The following is a 17,093-nucleotide window of genomic DNA, read 5'->3' on the forward strand; positions in this document are numbered from 1 at the left end:
CCAAGGCCGCTCCTACAGTTCATGTCAGCCGCCGCGGACCGTCAGCCACTTCGCGCGCGGCCGCCTTGGCCGGGGCGTAGTCGTCGTAGAGGATGTGCTCCGGCAGGCTCGGGGCGCCCAGCGCGGCGAGCTGCGCGCGGATCGCCGGCGGCACCACCACGAAGGCGGCGATGTCCTGCGCCTTCAGGCCCTCGATCATCTCCTCCAGGGTAAACACCGCCGACAGGTCCATGAAGGGCACCCGGCTGCAGTCGAACACCACCGCGCGCGTGCCCAGCACCTGGTCGACCCGGTCGAGCAGGCGGCTGGTGGAGCCGAAGAAGAAGGGCCCCGCCACCTCCAGCACCCGCACGCCGCCGCGCATCGTGCTGCCCGGGCCGGCCTCGGCCGCGGCCGGCTCCTCGTCCGGCGCCACCTTGAAGCTCGCCTGGCCGATCAGCTGGTGGATGATCAGTCCCATCGACAGCACCACGCCGGCACCGACCGCGACGATCAGGTCCACGAACACGGTGAGCACGAACACCGCCGCCATCACCGCCACGTCGGTACGCGGCGCGGTGCGCAGGAGCTTGAGCAGGCGGTAGTCGAGGATGTCCATGCCCACCTTGATGAGGATGCCGGCCAGCACCGCCAGCGGGATCTGCGTGGCCAGCGGCGCGGCGCCCAGCAGCAGGGCGAGCAGGAACAGCGCATGCACCACGCCCGACAGCCGTCCGCTGCCGCCGGCCTTGATGTTGACCACGGTGCGCATGGTGGCGCCCGCCCCCGGCAGGCCGCCGACGAAGGCGCACAGGATGTTGCCCAGGCCCTGGCCGAACAGCTCGCGGTTGGATTCGTGGCGGGTGCGGGTGATGGAGTCGGCCACCAGCGAGGTCAGCAGGCTGTCTATGCTGCCCAGCATGGCCAGGGTGAAGCCCAGTACCAGCACCGTGGTCCAGGTATCGATGGAGAACTGCGGCAGCACCAGGTCCGGCAGGCCCATCGGGATCTCGCCGATCACCGGCACCTCGAAACCGGCCACCACCGACAGCACGGTCATGGCGATCAGCGCCACCAGCGGCGCCGGCACGATGCGGCTGACCCGCATCGGCGTGCGGAACACGATCACCAGGGTGAGGAAGGCGAGCAGGAAGGCCTGGCCGTTGACCGCCGACAGCGTCGCCGGCAGCGCCAGCAGGGCCTTGAACGGCGCGGACAGCGGCTGCGCGCCGAGCAGCGGAGCGATCTGCAGCAGGATGATGATCACCCCGATGCCGCTCATGAAGCCGGACACCACCGGATAGGGAATGAAGCGCACCAGCCCGCCGGCCTTGACCGCGCCGAGCAGGATCTGCCCCAGGCCGCCGACCAGCACCGCCGCCATGGCCAGCGACAGATTGCCGCCCACCGCCACCAGGGTGGAAGCGAACACCACGGTCATCGGCCCGGTGGGGCCGGAAATCTGCATCCGCGTGCCGCCGAACAGCGCAGCCAGCAGACCCAGCGCGATCGCGCCATACAGCCCGGCGGCCGCACCCGCGCCGGAGGCCACGCCGAACGCCAGCGCCAGCGGCAGCGCCACCACGCCGGCGGTGAGCCCGCCGAACAGGTCGCCGCGCAATCCGGCCTTGCCGAAAGAGAACTCCATCTAGCCTCCCTGCAAGCAAACCGGCCGGACGGGTCGTGGCCGATTCAGGGCGCGCGTCTGCGCGCCCGAGGGACGCTGTCTCCTCCCGTCATTGTTCTTGTCGTTGTCCTGCAAGACGGGGACGATGCGGCAAAACCGCAGCGCCTGCAAGCTGCGCCGCAGCGTAGTGCTCAGTCCTGCTGCTGCCCGGTCTGTTGTGCAGCGATCTCGGCGCGCACCTCGTCCATGTCGAGATTGCGCGCACCATCCACGATGTGCTGCAGGGCGTTGGCGGGAATCGCACCGGATTCGCGGAACACCATGATGCGCTCACGGATCACCGCCAGCGTGGGGACCGAGCGGATGCCGAACACCGAGGCCAACTCCTGCTGCGCGTCGGTGTCGATCTTGCCGAAGACGATGTCCGGGTTGGCCTCGGCGGCGGCCTCGAAGACCGGGCCGAAGCTCTTGCACGGCCCGCACCAGGTGGCCCAGAAGTCGAGGAACACGATCGGGTTGTCGTTGATGATCTGTTCGAAGTTCTCGCCGGTGATTTCAATGCAGGCCATATCGGTGCCGCTCCGTGGGGTGGTCGAGCGCCCATGCTAACCCAGCTGACCGCGCGCCGCCCACCGGGCGGGCTGTAGGAGCGGCCTTGGCCGCGATGCGGACTTCGAGGAAACAGCCGCTGCATCGCGGCCAAGGCCGCTCCTACAGCCCGCGCCTACGGACGGCCGTTTCGCGCCGCGGCGCAGACCTCGTCCAGCACCTCCAGGAAGCGTGCGGTCACCGCCGGCGGCTCGCGGTCCGGCCAGGCGACCGAGAGCGGGAAGTCCGCGCCGCCATCGCTCAGCGGCAGGTATCGCACCCGCGGGATGCGCACGCAGGCCAGCGGCGCGGGCAGCAGCGCCAGGCCCAGGCCGGCGGCCACCAGGCCGATCTGGGTGGTGGCTTCGCGCGCGGTCTGCACGATGCGGGGCACGAAGCCCGCCGCGCGCGCCAGTTGCTGCAGCATGTCCGGCAGGCCGGTGCCGGTACCGGGCGGAAAGGTGATGAACTCCTCCTCCGCCAGCTCGGCAAAGCCCACCGACGCGCGCTGTGCCAGGCGGTGGGCGGCGGGCATGACCAGCAGCAGCGGTTCGCGCGCCAGTTCGCGCAGCGCAATGCCCGGCGGCGCCGCGTCGGCGCCCACCCGCACCAGGCCCACGTCCAGCTCGCCTTCGGCCAGCGCGGCGAACTGCGCGGTGGTGAACAGTTCGCGCAGTTGCAGGCGGACTTCCGGATGGCGGCGGCGGAAGGCCGACAACAGGTCCGGCATGATCTCGGTGTAGGGCAGCGAAGAGGTGAAGCCGACCCGCAGCTCGCCCACCTCGCCGGCCGCGGCGCGGCGCGCGTCCTCGGCCGCATGTGCGGCACGCGCCAGGATGGCCCGCGCGTGCTCCAGGAAACGCCGCCCGGCCTCGGTGAGCGCCACCTTGCGCCGCGAGCGTTCGAACAGGCGGGCGCCCAGTTCCGCCTCGAGGTCGCGGATCTGCATGGACAGCGGCGGCTGGCCGATGTGCAGGCGCTCGGCCGCGCGGGTAAAGCTCAGGGTCTCGGCAACGGCGACGAAGTAGCGCAGGTGGCGCAGTTCCATATATCTGCAAAACGTATCAATACACTCTTTCGAATATATTGGACTGGCCGCTACGCGGCAACATACGATCTGCGCCATGTCCCGCACGACCACCGCCCCGCTCGATCTGCCCCCGCCGTCGGCCACAGCCCCGGGCACGCCGCCCGCCCGCCTGGAGGCCGGCACCGCCGCCTACCGGCGCGCCAACCTGGCGCTGTTCGTCGGCGGCTTCGCCACCTTCGCCATGCTGTACGGCACCCAGCCCATCCTGCCCCTGCTGTCCAGCGAGTTCGCGGTGAGCCCGGCGCGCGCCAGCCTGTCGGTATCGGCCGGCACCGGCGCGCTGGCGCTGGCGCTGATTCCCGCCAGCGTGCTGTCCGACCGCTACGGCCGCAGCCGGGTGATGAATGCGGCGCTGGCCTTGGCGGCCCTGCTCGCGCTGGCTGCCGCCTTCGTCGGCAGCTTCGATCAGTTACTGGTGCTGCGCGCCCTGCTCGGCCTGGCCCTGGCCGGCCTGCCGGCTGCGGCGATGGCCTGGCTGGGCGAGGAGATCGCCCCCAACGCGCAGGGCCGCGCGATGGGCCTGTACATCGCCGGCAACGCGCTCGGCGGCATGAGCGGACGCTTCCTCGCCGCGCTGCTGACCGACTTCACCCACTGGCGGATCGGGCTGGGGGTGCTGGGCGTACTCGGCCTCGCGGCGGCGCTGGCCTTCTGGCGCTGGCTGCCGGCCTCGCGCCATTTCCAGGCGCGGGCGGCCACGCCGCGGCGCATCCTCGGCGACGTGGCGGCGATCTACCGCGACGCCGGCCTGCCCTGGCTCTTCCTCACCGCCTTCGTGATCATGGGTGCCTTCGTCGGGCTCTACAACTACCTGGGCTTCCGGCTGCACGATGCGCCCTTCGGGCTCGGGCAGACCGCGATCGGCGCCGTCTTCCTGCTCTACCTGGTGGGAACCTTCGCCTCCGCCTGGGCCGGGCGGCTCGCCGACCGCATCGGCCGGCACAACGTGCTGTGGATCATGACCCTGGTGATGGCCGCCGGACTGGCGCTCACGGTCAGCGACCATCTGCCGGTGCTGATCATGGGCGTGGGCATCTTCACCTTCGGCTATTTCGCCACCCACACCGCCGCCAGCAGCTGGGTCGGCAAGCGTGCCGGCGAGCGCCGCGCCCTGGCTGCCGCGCTCTACCTGTGCAGCTACTACTTCGGCAGCAGCGTGCTCGGCACCCTGGGCGGGTTCGCCTGGAGCGCCGGACGCTGGCCGGGCATGGTGGCCATGCTGCTCGCCTGCACCGCGGCGGCCTTTGCGGTGGCGCTCTACCTGCGGCGCCTGGGGTCTGCCGCGGCCGAAGGCTGAAGCCTGCGCCCGGCCGCCGGGTGCGTCACTCGTCCTCGCCCTTGATGCCCTGCGCCAGCCCGCGGGCGCCGTCGCGCGCCGCGTGGCCGATCTTCACGCCCGCGTCACGGGCGATGTGGCCGACCGCCTTGCCGGCTCTGACCACGCCATGACCCACCGCCTTGCCCACGTCGCGCGCGCCTTCGCCGATGTCGCGCATCGTCGAACCCACCGCGTGGCCGACCTCGCCGGCCGTGGACCTTTGCTCCCCGGCAGATCCGCTACCGGCTTCCGCATGGGCCGCAGCCGGCAAGGCAAACGCGCCGAGCGCGCACAACACCGCAAGACCGCGCAGGGCACGGATCGAACCGCCGGACAGTTTGCGCATCGTGTTCATGATCGCTCCTCCGATGGTCTGTTCAACACCCTTTCAAGCCTAGCCGCGCGCCGGGCGGGGCGCCGTAAGCAGGCGTAACATGCGGATTTCCGGGACGATATGGATCGTCGGCATGCCAAACCGGTCAACGTGAAACACCGAGCGATATCCGGGAGCGCACCCCATGTCTGCCCCTGTCCTGCCCACCGCCGCCCTGCTTCTGGCACTGTGCTGGAACACCTCCGCCAGCGCACAGATCTACCGATGCGTGGACCCGGCCAACGGCCACACCAGCTTCACCGACCAGCCCTGCCCGCCCGGCCAGACCGCCGCCGAGATCGCGGTACCGGAACCCAACACGGTGGATAGCAGCGGCGCCCGCGAGCAGGCCCTGCTGCGCGAGATGGAGGCACTGCGCGAGCGGGTGCGCGCGGCCGAGGAAGCGCGGGTGCAGCGTTCGGAAGCCGACCTGCAGGCCGAGCGTGTCGACAGCTTCGCCTGCAGCCAGGCGCAACGCGCCTATGAACTGGAGGCGGGGGCGCTGAAGCAGAACGAGGCGGCGATCGAAGCCAAGCGGGCGGCCATGTACGGCGCCTGCGGACTGCGCGAGCCCGACCGGCTGGAGATCGAGCAGAAGATCATCGTGCCGCGCACCGTGCGGCGGCCGCTCTGGCACGACGACCCGCCGCGCTACCCGGAACCGCCCCCGCCCCGTTTCACCGGGCGCGAGCGCGTGCCGGCCACCGAACCGGAGCTGCGCCCGCAGATCCTCCAGCGCTGAACGCTACGCCTCAGGTCTCGCCGCGCCCGACCCACTTGGGCAGCGCGGGCGGCTGGTAGGCCGCGAAGCGATCGAGCAGGGCCGCGGGGTCGGACTCGACCACCGCCATCGCACGGTGTTCGGCGCGCACGAACTGCTCGTCCGCCGCATGGTCGAGGAAGGCGATCAGCGAGTCGTAGTAGCCCGCCACATTGAGCAGGCCGCAGGGCTTGCGGTGGAAACCGAGCTGGCCCCAGGTCCACACCTCGAAGATCTCCTCGAAGGTGCCGATGCCGCCCGGCAACGCCACGAAGCCGTCGGCCAGTTCCGCCATCAGTGTCTTGCGCGCGTGCATAGACGGGGTGACGTGCATCTCGGTCAGGCCCGCATGGGCCAGTTCCTTGCGCATCAGCGACTCGGGAATCACCCCCACCGCCTCGCCGCCCAGGCGCAGCACCTCGTCGGCCACCACGCCCATGATCCCCAAGCTGGCCCCACCATACACCAGGCGGATGCCGCGCGCGACCATGGTCGCGGCCAGCGCGCGGGCAGCATCGGCATAGGCTTCGATCCGGCCAGTGCTGGAGCCGCAATAGACGCAGAGACTTTTGAGGGCAGACGGAGTGCTGGTGTCGGTCATGGAGAATCCCGGGTGTGGTGACGTAGGAACCGGTCACTGACCGGCAGACCGCAATGGTAACGCCCGGCATCCACCCAATGGACCATTCGACGAAGCACACATCGCTTGCCGACCCAATCGTCGGGCGCTACTTTGGTGGCACCCGACGCCGGAGCCCATCGATGAGCACGACCTCGCCGAAACTTCCCGAGGATCTGAAGCAACTCGCGCTGGCCGCAGCCAGGCAGCAGGGTGTCAGCCCTCATGCCTTCATGGTCGACGCGATCCGGTCCGCAGCGGTGGCGGCAGAGAAGCGTGCGAGCTTTGTCGCCGACGCCCTTGCCGCGCAGGCCGAGACACTTGAATCGGGACAGGCTTATACGGCAGATGCAGTGCACACCTACGCGCGGGCCCGGGCGCGGGGTGAGCTTGTCGCCCGGCCAGAGGCCGAGTCTTGGCGCAAGTAATTTACGCTCGACGGGCGCTGGCCGATCTTGAACGGGTAACAGATTTCTTGCTCGACACCGAGCCTGCCACGGCGCAGCTCACGGTTGAGTGATTGCCGAGGCGGTACAGATACTCAAGCAGCACCCGTTCATCGGGCGCCCGGTGGAGCACGACTTGCGCGAACAGGTCATCTCGCGCGGCACCACCGGCTATCTGGCCTTGTACGCATATGTGCAGGAACACGGTGCGGTACTGATACTCGCGATTCAACACCAGCGCGAGGCCGGTTATCCGTTGATCTGATCACCAGGTTCGCGAACGCTCGCCAGCAGCTAACTGCCGCCCACCGCAAGGCCGTTGTCCTCACTCCATGCAATCAAGGCGGCCTCCTGATAAATGGGGACAGCCCACGTTTCTGCAAACCGTGGTCTGTCCCCAAAACTTCTAGGAAAGATTAATTCGTCCACTGCGATCCAACCACGCAATCAATGGATAAGCCAACAAGGTTAAGACTAAAAAACTCGCAGCATGGTATGTGCATGATATCGCAAACGCTCCGGCTAGATATCCAATGCCTTCACCACTGCCAGTTAATACAACATTGACCAATCCGTTCGCCATTCCACCAAATAAGCCGACCAATCCATTTATCTTTGCAAGGGAACTCAATCGAATCAAGCTAACCTCCATTGGACAAATTCGGACAGCCCGCGTTTTCTCAAACCGTGGTCTGCCCAATATATTTCCCAAGACGCCCAACGTGCAGGTAACCGGCCTTGCGCGGCTTTCTGCGCAAGGCCTGTGGACTTCAGGGTTAAGCTGCATCTGGCCGATCATGGCGTAGCTTCGCGAGGAAATGAGCTATGGCGGCACCAAGGCTAGATGAGGCAAACGCGACCGGAAGAAACAGGACGGTTGCAAAAAGGTAACCCTGAAGCCCAAGAACACGGTCTTCGGGTGGCACGTCGGTCCGACCGAGAGTGAAGCTCAAGACGCCAAGAGCAAACCAGAAGCCGACGAACGCCCATGTGTGGCGCAATACGTACCGGTATCGGCTCCCTTCCCGGATGGCGAGAAACCCAAATGCAACTAGCAAAAGGTATCCGATCCAGGATCCCGCGTACATCGTCTTCTCGGCAACAGCCAGTGGTAATGCCCAGTCGATAACGCCAACAGCTACAGCAGCCGCAAACGTTTGACGAAATGCACGAATAGTGGACATGAGATCCAGCCTAACGTGCATGGTCAGCGGACGGCAAAGGCACAAATTTTGACGGTCCGTGGGCGCCGTTTTCTAGGGATGCATCGTTCTTGCGGACAATCAGCGAAGGCGCCACGGTCCAGATTCCGATACTCGCTCGACTTTTCCCTCTGATTCGAGTTCGCGCATCAGCGCTACAACCCAGTACTGCTGATTGGATGATGTTGCTTTTCTATACTCGCCCCAGTCGAAGCCGCAAGCTCGAAAGATTGGCGATAGCCGCATTCCTTCTCGGCCAGGCTGGCACTGCTCTGAGGCGCACATGAATTCAAACACGAGTGCTTTTGCTTCAGATCTGAGCCGATTGCCCCTTTCCTCGAACTGCTTCATTGCGTGTCTTCCTGTGCGATTGTGGGATGCGGGAACTGCCCACTGCATGTCTGTCCAACGCCGAGCATAACCAGCCGCAAAAAGCGAAGCATAGCGCCGCTATTTGCGGTCTGAGTTCATGCGCTTGTTAGCTTATCCTGTTACTTGCGATATTGCTTTCAATACGACTTCTCCCCTTCTTTCTAAGAACGCGTCGTAATCGTCCATTGCATATATATTGCTATCCATTGGCAAGAGATTGCTCTTCAGGATTTCGTCGCCAATACTGACTGGGACGACGGTGCTGAAGTAGTCAGAAGGGCTCTTGCAAGATATCTTCTTGTTGGAGTCGGACGGCAAGAAGCAAAAGTTGAGCACCGAGAACCTTCTGGACTTCGGCACTCCATTCTTCGTGAGAAACGAGTTCGGAAAGACGTGGTGATACTGTTTTCTGTTGAATGATGATAGAGAATTACCGACGTCCACCTTTCTTCCATTTGCCAGATCAAGCGGCTCGTGTTGAGCGCACAGGAGCAAGAACGCTCTTGTAACTGGATTTGCCTTTGAGAACTGAGTCTCTATCAAATCCTTTGAAGTGACGGAAACGCCATATTTGCTAAGATCAGAGAAGTCGTAGTCTAGAACTTTATTGACAAACTCTATGTCCGCGTCCATTTTTGCGGTGGTTTGTCCTGTCGAGTATCTGTCCGAGAAAGAGGTTCGCCAGAAGTATTGCTTAAGAACTGAAATTTGATCAACCGTCACCCGCTTTGTTTTTGCGAATAATCTGCTTAACGGTATGAGCTGTTGATGGAATGGTAGGAATTCAATATTTGAGCATTTCATCTCGGTGGACAGGAAATCAATCGCAGCCTTGATGGATTCCTCTATATTTTCCCAATTGTCCCTAACTCGTTCCCCTGTTAGTCTCAGCACATTTTCTGTTTTCGTTGATCCGATAATTATTCCGGAGACGATCTGAAGCATTAGTTTCGGATCAATTGAGCCAAACGATTTTTCTTCGAGCTCTTCAAGGAGTTCATCTATTGCATCTAACAAGTGGAAGTCTTCGGTCCACGTCCATGCTGTCATGAGGTCCAGGGTGTTAAGCTTGGTGCCCGTGTTGTTGATGCGCTCAAATATGACGCCGACTTCCTCTTTTGTTCTGTTCTTAATTTGAACAACAGGGACTTCGTAGTTTAGAAAGATCGAAGATAGCGTCTTTGCATCGGAGTGATGTTTCTTATCTAGTCCGGATAACTCATCAACGAGTTTTATTGGGTCAATAATATTGCGAAGCAAGACGACCGACCTGGAAGTTCTATCGGCATCTGATTTTGGGAGAAAAGCCTTCCTAGAAAAGTCGTAATAGATCTCAAAAATATCCAGATTTGGATTGTACTTTTCGCTTGATTCTTCTTGTTCTACGTTGTCACTTAATACGGAATATATGGAGGACAACCTTTGCTGCCCGTCCAAAACGTAGTTGACGGGCCAGTTCTCCCCTTTGTCTGGAATTCTGTATCCCGCTATGTTTCTTGTCGATCGCAACTTCTCTTGTTGCGTGGCTTCCCACAGCAGGATACTGCCTATCGGGTACTGCTTTACCAAGCTCTCCAAGAGTTCAATGATCTGGTTCTGTTTCCATACGTATCCACGTTGGAATGCCGGAATCTTGATCTCTCCGTTGTCTACGCGATTAATTAACTTATCAATTTTCAGCGATGTGGTGTTGAGTTCTGGCTTCTTCATATGTTTTGAGTTCGTTCGATCATATGTGGATAGCAGTTGTAGTAGACGGAATGGGCCGATAGGACAATATGCGGAATCCGTCTATCCCGCCATCCAGAATGGCATGATATGCGGATCGCTCACCCATCTCCTCGTCATCAGCCATGACGCTATCCGACCGCTGTTTGACTGTCAAACGACCCGATCAACATTTCTCGGGTCTGCCGCAACGTCTAAGAAATCAATGACTAACCGGTGACGCCATGCGGCGGGATGGCAGGGCGCTCGATCCTGCAGGTGGCGCGCTCAGACGACGGGGGCGCCACAGGCTCGAGGCCGTCGATTCCGCCTATCGTGTGCCCCTGCGGGCGTGATCGACGGACAGGGCGACGACGCTGCGCTTGGGCGCGCGCAGGATGTTTGGGTTTGGTGGCGCCCCGACCTCGCCTGGGCCGGAGTCGCGATCAGCAATTGGGACGGACGCCGCCGAAACGATGCGATTGCACGCTTCCCCGCCAGTTGCGGGTCAGCCGCGCGGTCGGTCGTCGCCGATGGACAGGCCGTTTTCCTCGCACCATTGGCGCAGCGCCTCTTCGGTGGCCTGCTCCTCGTAGTCGTACCATCGCTCCAGGGCGTTTCGGCGGTCGAGGAAGTTCTTGAAGCGGGCGTATGCGCCCTTGCGCTGGAAGATGCCCGCCACTTCGTCGAAGTGCGCGGGAAGCTCCTTTCTCATGAACGAGAACACGAGGTCCCGACCGAGATCGAACTCTCGCTTGCTGGGGACGGCAACATAGCGCTCCGAGGTGTCGATGTCGTCGGGAATCTCTGCGTCCGGTTCGAGTTCCGGCGACACCAGGATCATCTTGCCGGTTTCGCGATCGACATATGCGGCGGTGTCGTATGGGGCACTGCTGCTGACGAACTCGAAAGCCATGAACAGGTCGTCGAGGCGGACTTGAGCGGCGGGGCGGTCGGTATTCATGGGCCTTATTGTGCGACAAGACCATGTCCAGCGGGCCGGGCGAATCGCCCGTCCCATATCCTGGCTGGAGGGCTGCCTTTGCACAGCCGGCGCGGAGCGGTGCGCCGTGCAGCCCTGCTCAGGACGGTCGTGGGAAAGACCCTTGGATGTGGTCGCGGTGTGCGCTTCCCGTCGACCGCATCGCGGCCAAGGCCGCTCCTACAGGGCGAGCCACCCTGCTCAGAGCAGCGGCGCCAGCCACTTGCGCGCGGCGTCTACGCTCATGCCGGTGCGCTTGGCCCAGTCCTGCAACTGGTCTTCGCCGATCTTGCTGATGGCGAAGTAGCGGCTTTCCGGGTGGGCGAAGTAGAAGCCGGACACGCTCGCGGCCGGGGTCATGGCCATGGCTTCGGTGAGGCCCATGCCGGCGTTGGTGGGCACGTCGAGCAGTTGGAAGAGCGCGGCCTTCACCGTGTGGTCCGGGCAGGCGGGGTAGCCGGGGGCGGGGCGGATGCCGCGGTAGGCTTCCTTGATCAGCGCGGCGTTGTCCAGCGACTCGTCGGCGGCGTAGCCCCAGTATTCCTTGCGCACGCGCTCGTGCAGCCATTCGGCGGTGGCCTCGGCGAGGCGGTCGGCGAGGCTCTTGAGCATGATGGCGTGGTAGTCGTCGTGGGCGGCCTCGAATTCGGCGAGCTTGTGCTCGATGCCCAGCCCGGCGGTCACCGCGAAGGCGCCCACCCAGTCGCGCACGCCGGAATCCTTGCTGGCGACGTAGTCGGCCAGGCACCAGTGCGGCTTGCCGGCCGGGCGTTCGTGCTGCTGGCGCAGGCCGTACCAGGTCATGATGGGATGGCTGCGGGATTCGTCGTCGAAGAGCTCGATGTCGTCGCCGACGCGGTTGGCCGGGAAGAGGCCGAACACCGCCTTGGCCTGCACCCATTCGCCGGCGATCAGGTCTTCCAGCATGGCCTGCGCGTCGTGGAAGACGCTGCGCGCGGTCTCACCGACGACCTCGTCGTCGAGGATCCTGGGGAAGCTGCCGGCCAGGTCCCAGGTCTGGAAGAAGGGGCCCCAGTCGATGTAGTCGCGCAGCTCGTTCAGGTCCACGTCCAGCGCGATCACGCCGGTGGTGTTGGGCTCGACCGGCACATAGCCTTCGAGCGACAGCGCATCGTAGGCATTGGCGCGCGCCGCCTCCAGGCTCACCAGCTGCACGCCCTTCTTGTTGGCATGCTGGGCGCGGATCTTGTCGTAGTCGGCGGCCAGCTGGGCCTTGAAGTCGTCCGCGCCGCCCTCGGAGAGCAGCGCGGTGACCACGCCGACCGCGCGCGAGGCGTCCGGCACGTAGACCACCGGCTGCTGGTAGTGCGGGGCGATCTTGATGGCGGTGTGGGCGCGGCTGGTGGTGGCGCCGCCGATCAGCAGGGGCACGTCGAAGCCCTGGCGCTGCATCTCGGCGGCGACGTGGCTCATCTCTTCCAGCGACGGGGTGATCAGGCCGGACAGGCCGATGGCCTGCGCGCCATGCTCCTTGGCGGCGTTGAGGATCTTGTCGGTGGGCACCATCACGCCGAGGTCGATCACCTCATAGCCGTTGCAGCCCAGCACCACGCCGACGATGTTCTTGCCGATGTCGTGCACGTCGCCCTTCACCGTGGCGATGACGATGCGCCCCTTGCTGGTCGAGCCGGTGCGCAGCTTCTCGGCCTCGATAAAGGGGATCAGGTGGGCGACCGCCTGCTTCATGACGCGCGCGGACTTGACCACCTGGGGCAGGAACATCTTGCCGGCGCCGAAGAGGTCGCCGACCACGTCCATGCCGGCCATCAGCGGGCCTTCGATGACGGAAAGCGGCGGCTTGCCCTCGGCTTCCAGTTTCGCGCGCACCTCCTCGGTGTCGGCGACGACGAAGTCGGTGATGCCCTTGACCAGCGCGTGCTTGAGGCGCTCCTCGACCGGCTGCTCGCGCCAGGAGAGGTCCGGGCCGCTGTCCTTGGCCTTGCCTTCCTTCACCGTCTGGGCGAACTCGACCAGCGCCTCGCCGGCGCCGGGGTGGCGGTTGAGGACCACGTCCTCGACCTTCTCGCGCAGCACCGGGTCGAGTTCGTCGTACACCCCCAGCATGCCGGCGTTGACGATGCCCATGCTCATGCCGGCGCGGATGGCGTGGTAGAGGAAAACGGTGTGGATGGCCTCGCGCACCGCGTCGTTGCCGCGGAAGCTGAAGGACACGTTGGACACCCCGCCCGAGGTCTTGGCGTGCGGCAGGTGGGTGTCGATCCAGCGCACCGCCTCGATGAAGTCGACCGCGTAGTTGTCGTGCTCCTCGATGCCGGTGGCGATGGCGAAGATGTTGGGGTCGAAGATGATGTCTTCGGGCGGGAAGCCAATGCTGAGGAGCAGGTCGTAGGCGCGCTTGCAGATCTCGGTCTTGCGCGCGTAGGTGTCGGCCTGGCCCTTCTCATCGAAGGCCATGACGATGACCGCGGCGCCGTAGCGCCGGCACAGGCGGGCCTGGCGCAGGAACTCGGCCTCGCCCTCCTTCATGGAGATGGAGTTCACCACGCCCTTGCCCTGGATGCACTTGAGGCCGGCCTCGATCACCTCCCACTTGGAGGAGTCGAGCATGATGGGCACGCGCGAGATGTCCGGCTCGGAGGCGATCAGCTTGAGGAAGCGCTCCATGGCGGCCTTCGAATCCAGCATGGCCTCGTCCATGTTGATGTCGATGACCTGGGCGCCGTTCTCCACCTGCTGGCGCGCGACCGCGAGCGCGTCGTCGAAGCGCCCCTCCAGGATCATGCGCGCGAAGGCCTTGGAACCGGTGACGTTGGTGCGCTCGCCGACGTTCACGAACAAGGAATCCTTGCCGACGTTGAAGGGCTCAAGACCCGACAGGCGCAGCTTCTTGTCGATCTCCGGGACCGCGCGCGGGGCGTTGCCTTCGACCGCCTGGGCGATGGCGGCGATGTGCGCCGGGGTGGTGCCGCAGCAGCCGCCGAGGATGTTCACCAGGCCGGAGCGCGCCCATTCGACCACCGCGGAGGCGAGCTGCTCGGGGGTCTCGTCGTAGCCGGTGGGCGCCAGCGGGTTGGGCAGGCCGGCGTTGGGGTGGGCGGAGACGAAGGTGTCGCACACCGTCGACAGCTCTTCCACGTAGGCGCGTAGTTCCTTGGCGCCGAGCGCGCAGTTGAGGCCGAAGGAAATCGGCCGCGCATGCGCCAGCGAGTTCCAGAAGGCTTCGGCGGTCTGGCCGGAGAGCGTGCGCCCGGAGGCGTCGGTGATGGTGCCGGAGATCATCACCGGCAGGCGGCGGCCGAGGTCGTCGAACAGCTTCTCGATGGCGAACACTGCCGCCTTGGCGTTGAGCGTGTCGAAGATGGTCTCGATCAGCAGCAGGTCGGCGCCGCCTTCCATCAGGCCGCGCGCGGCGTCGTAGTAGTCGTCGACCAGCGCGTCGAACTCGATGTTGCGGTAGCCGGGGTCGTTCACGTCCGGGCTGATCGACAGCGTGCGCGAGGTCGGCCCCAGCACGCCGGCGCAGTATCGCGGCTTGGCCGGGTTGCGCGCGGTGAATTCGTCGCACAGCTCACGCACCAGGCGGGCGGAGGCCACGTTGAGCTCGTAGGCGATGTCGGCCATGCCGTACTCGGCCTGCGACACCCGGGTGGCGTTGAAGGAGCAGGTTTCGATGAGGTCCGCGCCGGCTTCGAGGTAGGAGCGGTGGATCTCGCCGATGACGTCCGGGCGGGTCAGCACCAGCAGGTCGTTGTTGCCCTTGAGGTCCTTGGGATGATCGACGAAACGGCTGCCGCGGTAGTCGCCTTCGCCCAGCTTGTACTGCTGGATCATCGTGCCCATGGCGCCATCCAGGATCAGGATGCGGCGGGCGAGGTGCTGGCGGAGTTCGGTACTGCGGTCGGCTTGCATCGTGGGGCCTCTTCGAATCGGGTCTTAACCCCCGGCGCGGCGCCACAAAAGCAAACGGCGCGGCAAACCCGGGGGTGGTTTGCGAGCGCCGTTGTTCGGTTGCCGAGCCTGGCCCGTGTCTCGGGTCGCAGCGCTCCTCGGCAAGGGCGTGATTTTACGGGGGATTGCCCCGGGCTGTCGAGCAGCCGGCCTTGTCTCTGCCGACCTCGTCCAGCGCGCCCGAGCGCGCCAGCAGGTCGTCGAGCAACTCAAGCGTGAACACCGGCTCGTTACCCGGCGGCACTTCGGCGATGGCGTCGACGAACATGGCGCGCGCCTCCTTGTCGTCGTACACCATCCTGGCGTCATAGGCGCGCTGCCAGGTGTCGCGGTCCGGCCATTCGGCGATCGCCACGAAGCGCCCGTCCGGCGCGCGGTGCAGGCGCGAGCCCAGCCCGCCGTAGATGCGCGAGATCTCGCGCGTGCCGCGCCGCCAGGCCTCGCGGAACTGTTCTTCCTTGCCGGGCTTGACCCGCCACCAGTACACCACCACGTACATCGACGCCCTCCTGTGCTGCTCTCAGGATAGGACAGCCCCCGCGTGCGCGCCGTCGAGGAAGGCAGCGAGGTCGGCGGCGAAGCGCTCGCGCCGCCAGAGGTGCGGGGCGTGGTCCACGCCCGGGTAGACCAGCAGTTGCGACTCGGGCAGGTGGTCGCGCACGTAGCGTGCGGTGGCCGCGCTGTAGAAGTTGCTCTCGCCGCCATAGACCAGCAGCGCCGGGCACCACAGGCGTGGCAGCGCGGCGCGCAGGTCGGCCGCGGTGAGGCTGGCCCAGCAGTCGATCAAGGGCTGCGCCGCCATGCGCGCCAAGCGCCCGCGCATGGTCTGGATGGCCTCGGTGTTGGCCGCGTAGGCTTCGCGCGCCGCGGCATTGTGGCCGCCGGCGATCAGGCCCAGCACACCCTCGGCAAAGTCCGCCCGCAGCGCGTCGATGAAGGCAGCGTTGCGCACGGCGTCGAAGTCGCCGTAGATGCCCAGTGACCAGCCCTCGTCGGTGACCAGCTTGGGCGACTGGTCGACGATGACCACGCGCGCGATACGCTCGCAGCCGTAATCGAGCACGTACCGCCACAGGGTGAGCGCGCCCATCGAATGGCCAACCACCGTGACCTCGTCGAGCTGCCAGTGCTCGATCAGCTGGGCGAGGTCGCGCGCCATGCGTGCCAGTGTCGGCACCGTGGCGGTGTGCACGGCGTGGCCGCCGTGGCCGCGCGCGTCCCAGCGGAACACCCGGTGGCTGGCGGAGAGGCGGTCGATGAAGGGGTTCCAGTCGCGGTGGCTGGACGTCCAGCCGTGCAACATGATGACCGGCGGGCCGTCGCCGGAGACGGCGACATGGATGGGTTCGCCGTCGTCGGCGTGAAAACGCTGCATCGGGTATCGGTGCCCGCGATGGGCGGCATGGGGAAAGCGCGCAGTCTACGCGCCCTGCCGGGCTTTGTGCTCGCCCCAGCCCTGGCCGGGGGAGGCTTTACCAGCCCCACCCCCAGTAGGGATGCGGACGCGGATAGCCCCAGCGCGGATCCCAGTGCGGCCCCCAGTAGGAGCCCCAGTACGCGCCGCCGCGGCTGAAGCCGAAGCCCATCATCCAGCCGTCGCGCGGGTATTCGTGGGTGCGGCTGGTGCGCACCACCTTGCCGTCGATGAAATGCACGTTGAAGTAGGTGGCGATCAGGTCGATGGAGTCCTTGGGAATGTTCCAGTCCCACACCTCCTCGCCGGACAGCGCAAAGCGCTGCACCGAGCGGTACTGGCCGAGCATGCGGCGCACCTCGTCCTGGGTCATGCCCTTCTTCACCCGCGCCAGGTTTTCGTCGGCCAGCGCATTCCACTGGCGCAGCACCATGCCGGTGGCGTCCACCTCCACCATCAGGCAGGTGGTGCCGTAGGGCTGGGTGGAGAACTCCAGCACCGTGCTGCCGTCCGGGTTGGGCCAGCGCGCGGTGGGCTCGCCACGCTCGGCGAGCGCCTCGGCCTCGGACGTGTAGGGACGCGGCGGCTGGAAGGCCGCGCAACCGCCCAGCGCGAAGGCCAGCAGCAGCACCGCAAGCATGCGGAACGGGTGCCGGGCACTTGGGGAATTCGGCTTGTTCATGATC

Annotated in this window: 17 protein-coding genes and 1 riboswitch; of the genes, 4 read left to right on the plus strand and 13 right to left on the minus strand. The window is 65.2% G+C overall.

The features are described from left to right. Window positions 1-19 precede the first annotated feature (19 nt). From IAI53_RS12400 to IAI53_RS12410, 3 genes are all read right to left on the minus strand, one after another. The gene (locus IAI53_RS12400; protein ID WP_187718502.1) at window positions 20-1,627 is read right to left on the minus strand and encodes a SulP family inorganic anion transporter; all 1,608 of its coding nucleotides are present in this window, start codon (window positions 1,625-1,627) and stop codon (window positions 20-22) included. A gap of 170 nt (window positions 1,628-1,797) precedes the next feature. Next, window positions 1,798-2,175 (minus strand): thioredoxin family protein, encoded by a 378-nt coding sequence (locus tag IAI53_RS12405; RefSeq protein ID WP_187718503.1) that lies wholly within the window; start codon window positions 2,173-2,175, stop codon window positions 1,798-1,800. 155 nt (window positions 2,176-2,330) lie between these two features. Next, window positions 2,331-3,242 (minus strand): LysR family transcriptional regulator, encoded by a 912-nt coding sequence (locus tag IAI53_RS12410; protein ID WP_187718504.1) that lies wholly within the window; start codon window positions 3,240-3,242, stop codon window positions 2,331-2,333. Between the two features lie 193 nt (window positions 3,243-3,435). Between IAI53_RS12410 and IAI53_RS12415 the strand changes: the two genes are divergently transcribed. Then, entirely contained in the window at window positions 3,436-4,581 is a 1,146-nt protein-coding gene (locus tag IAI53_RS12415; RefSeq protein WP_225433357.1) for an MFS transporter, read from the plus strand. A 25-nt stretch (window positions 4,582-4,606) separates the two neighbouring features. On the opposite strand, the gene IAI53_RS12420 is transcribed toward IAI53_RS12415, so the two are convergent. After that, a complete protein-coding gene (locus IAI53_RS12420; protein ID WP_222948290.1) occupies window positions 4,607-4,957 on the minus strand; it encodes a hypothetical protein in 351 nt (116 codons plus the stop codon). A 163-nt stretch (window positions 4,958-5,120) separates the two neighbouring features. On the opposite strand from IAI53_RS12420, the gene IAI53_RS12425 reads away from it, so the two are divergent. Further along, window positions 5,121-5,717 carry a DUF4124 domain-containing protein gene (locus tag IAI53_RS12425; RefSeq protein ID WP_187718506.1) on the plus strand — a complete coding sequence of 199 codons (597 nt, stop codon included), beginning with the start codon at window positions 5,121-5,123 and terminating at the stop codon, window positions 5,715-5,717. A gap of 10 nt (window positions 5,718-5,727) precedes the next feature. Here IAI53_RS12425 and IAI53_RS12430 read toward each other — a convergent pair whose 3' ends face one another. Then, a complete protein-coding gene (locus tag IAI53_RS12430) occupies window positions 5,728-6,336 on the minus strand; it encodes an LOG family protein (RefSeq protein WP_187718507.1) in 609 nt (202 codons plus the stop codon). A gap of 161 nt (window positions 6,337-6,497) precedes the next feature. Between IAI53_RS12430 and IAI53_RS12435 the strand changes: the two genes are divergently transcribed. Together IAI53_RS12435 and IAI53_RS12440 are read left to right on the plus strand one after the other, a co-directional pair. Then, window positions 6,498-6,782 (plus strand): hypothetical protein, encoded by a 285-nt coding sequence (locus IAI53_RS12435; protein WP_187718508.1) that lies wholly within the window; start codon window positions 6,498-6,500, stop codon window positions 6,780-6,782. 88 nt (window positions 6,783-6,870) lie between these two features. Continuing rightward, complete coding sequence (locus IAI53_RS12440) at window positions 6,871-7,065, plus strand: type II toxin-antitoxin system RelE/ParE family toxin (RefSeq protein ID WP_222948291.1); 195 nt, start codon at window positions 6,871-6,873, stop codon at window positions 7,063-7,065. 511 nt (window positions 7,066-7,576) lie between these two features. Here the strand turns inward: IAI53_RS12440 and IAI53_RS12445 are convergent. The 8 genes from IAI53_RS12445 to IAI53_RS12480 all read right to left on the minus strand — a co-directional run bounded on the left by IAI53_RS12445 (window position 7,577) and on the right by IAI53_RS12480 (window position 17,089). Further along, window positions 7,577-7,984 (minus strand): hypothetical protein, encoded by a 408-nt coding sequence (locus IAI53_RS12445; protein ID WP_187718509.1) that lies wholly within the window; start codon window positions 7,982-7,984, stop codon window positions 7,577-7,579. A 99-nt stretch (window positions 7,985-8,083) separates the two neighbouring features. Next, window positions 8,084-8,353 (minus strand): hypothetical protein, encoded by a 270-nt coding sequence (locus tag IAI53_RS12450; protein WP_187718510.1) that lies wholly within the window; start codon window positions 8,351-8,353, stop codon window positions 8,084-8,086. 132 nt (window positions 8,354-8,485) lie between these two features. Further along, window positions 8,486-10,084, minus strand: coding sequence for a GmrSD restriction endonuclease domain-containing protein (locus IAI53_RS12455; RefSeq protein ID WP_187718511.1), 1,599 nt, complete (start codon window positions 10,082-10,084; stop codon window positions 8,486-8,488). Window positions 10,085-10,589: 505 nt separating this feature from the next. Next, window positions 10,590-11,045, minus strand: a complete 456-nt coding sequence (locus IAI53_RS12460; RefSeq protein ID WP_222948292.1) for a UPF0158 family protein — start codon at window positions 11,043-11,045, stop codon at window positions 10,590-10,592. Window positions 11,046-11,264: 219 nt separating this feature from the next. Continuing rightward, entirely contained in the window at window positions 11,265-14,954 is a 3,690-nt protein-coding gene (gene metH / locus IAI53_RS12465) for a methionine synthase (RefSeq protein WP_187718512.1), read from the minus strand. 76 nt (window positions 14,955-15,030) lie between these two features. Further along, window positions 15,031-15,099, minus strand: a riboswitch (S-adenosyl-L-homocysteine riboswitch). Between the two features lie 9 nt (window positions 15,100-15,108). Beyond that, entirely contained in the window at window positions 15,109-15,492 is a 384-nt protein-coding gene (locus IAI53_RS12470; RefSeq protein WP_187718513.1) for an antibiotic biosynthesis monooxygenase family protein, read from the minus strand. Window positions 15,493-15,513: 21 nt separating this feature from the next. Beyond that, the gene (locus tag IAI53_RS12475; RefSeq protein WP_187718514.1) at window positions 15,514-16,368 is read right to left on the minus strand and encodes an alpha/beta fold hydrolase; all 855 of its coding nucleotides are present in this window, start codon (window positions 16,366-16,368) and stop codon (window positions 15,514-15,516) included. A 97-nt stretch (window positions 16,369-16,465) separates the two neighbouring features. After that, the gene (locus tag IAI53_RS12480; protein WP_187718515.1) at window positions 16,466-17,089 is read right to left on the minus strand and encodes a hypothetical protein; all 624 of its coding nucleotides are present in this window, start codon (window positions 17,087-17,089) and stop codon (window positions 16,466-16,468) included. Window positions 17,090-17,093: the final 4 nt, after the last annotated feature.

The organism is Thauera sedimentorum (genome assembly GCF_014489115.1).
In the GTDB taxonomy this organism is placed as follows: domain Bacteria; phylum Pseudomonadota; class Gammaproteobacteria; order Burkholderiales; family Rhodocyclaceae; genus Pseudothauera; species Pseudothauera sedimentorum.

Coding starts and splice junctions, on each gene's coding strand:
- IAI53_RS12400 (WP_187718502.1), bottom strand. CDS start 1,627: ATGGAGTTCTCTTTCGGCAAGGCCGGATTGCGCGGCGACCTGTTCGGC.
- IAI53_RS12405 (WP_187718503.1), bottom strand. CDS start 2,175: ATGGCCTGCATTGAAATCACCGGCGAGAACTTCGAACAGATCATCAAC.
- IAI53_RS12410 (WP_187718504.1), bottom strand. CDS start 3,242: ATGGAACTGCGCCACCTGCGCTACTTCGTCGCCGTTGCCGAGACCCTG.
- IAI53_RS12420 (WP_222948290.1), bottom strand. CDS start 4,957: ATGAACACGATGCGCAAACTGTCCGGCGGTTCGATCCGTGCCCTGCGC.
- IAI53_RS12425 (WP_187718506.1), top strand. CDS start 5,121: ATGTCTGCCCCTGTCCTGCCCACCGCCGCCCTGCTTCTGGCACTGTGC.
- IAI53_RS12430 (WP_187718507.1), bottom strand. CDS start 6,336: ATGACCGACACCAGCACTCCGTCTGCCCTCAAAAGTCTCTGCGTCTAT.
- IAI53_RS12435 (WP_187718508.1), top strand. CDS start 6,498: ATGAGCACGACCTCGCCGAAACTTCCCGAGGATCTGAAGCAACTCGCG.
- IAI53_RS12445 (WP_187718509.1), bottom strand. CDS start 7,984: ATGTCCACTATTCGTGCATTTCGTCAAACGTTTGCGGCTGCTGTAGCT.
- IAI53_RS12450 (WP_187718510.1), bottom strand. CDS start 8,353: ATGAAGCAGTTCGAGGAAAGGGGCAATCGGCTCAGATCTGAAGCAAAA.
- IAI53_RS12455 (WP_187718511.1), bottom strand. CDS start 10,084: ATGAAGAAGCCAGAACTCAACACCACATCGCTGAAAATTGATAAGTTA.
- IAI53_RS12460 (WP_222948292.1), bottom strand. CDS start 11,045: ATGAATACCGACCGCCCCGCCGCTCAAGTCCGCCTCGACGACCTGTTC.
- metH (WP_187718512.1), bottom strand. CDS start 14,954: ATGCAAGCCGACCGCAGTACCGAACTCCGCCAGCACCTCGCCCGCCGC.
- IAI53_RS12470 (WP_187718513.1), bottom strand. CDS start 15,492: ATGTACGTGGTGGTGTACTGGTGGCGGGTCAAGCCCGGCAAGGAAGAA.
- IAI53_RS12475 (WP_187718514.1), bottom strand. CDS start 16,368: ATGCAGCGTTTTCACGCCGACGACGGCGAACCCATCCATGTCGCCGTC.
- IAI53_RS12480 (WP_187718515.1), bottom strand. CDS start 17,089: ATGAACAAGCCGAATTCCCCAAGTGCCCGGCACCCGTTCCGCATGCTT.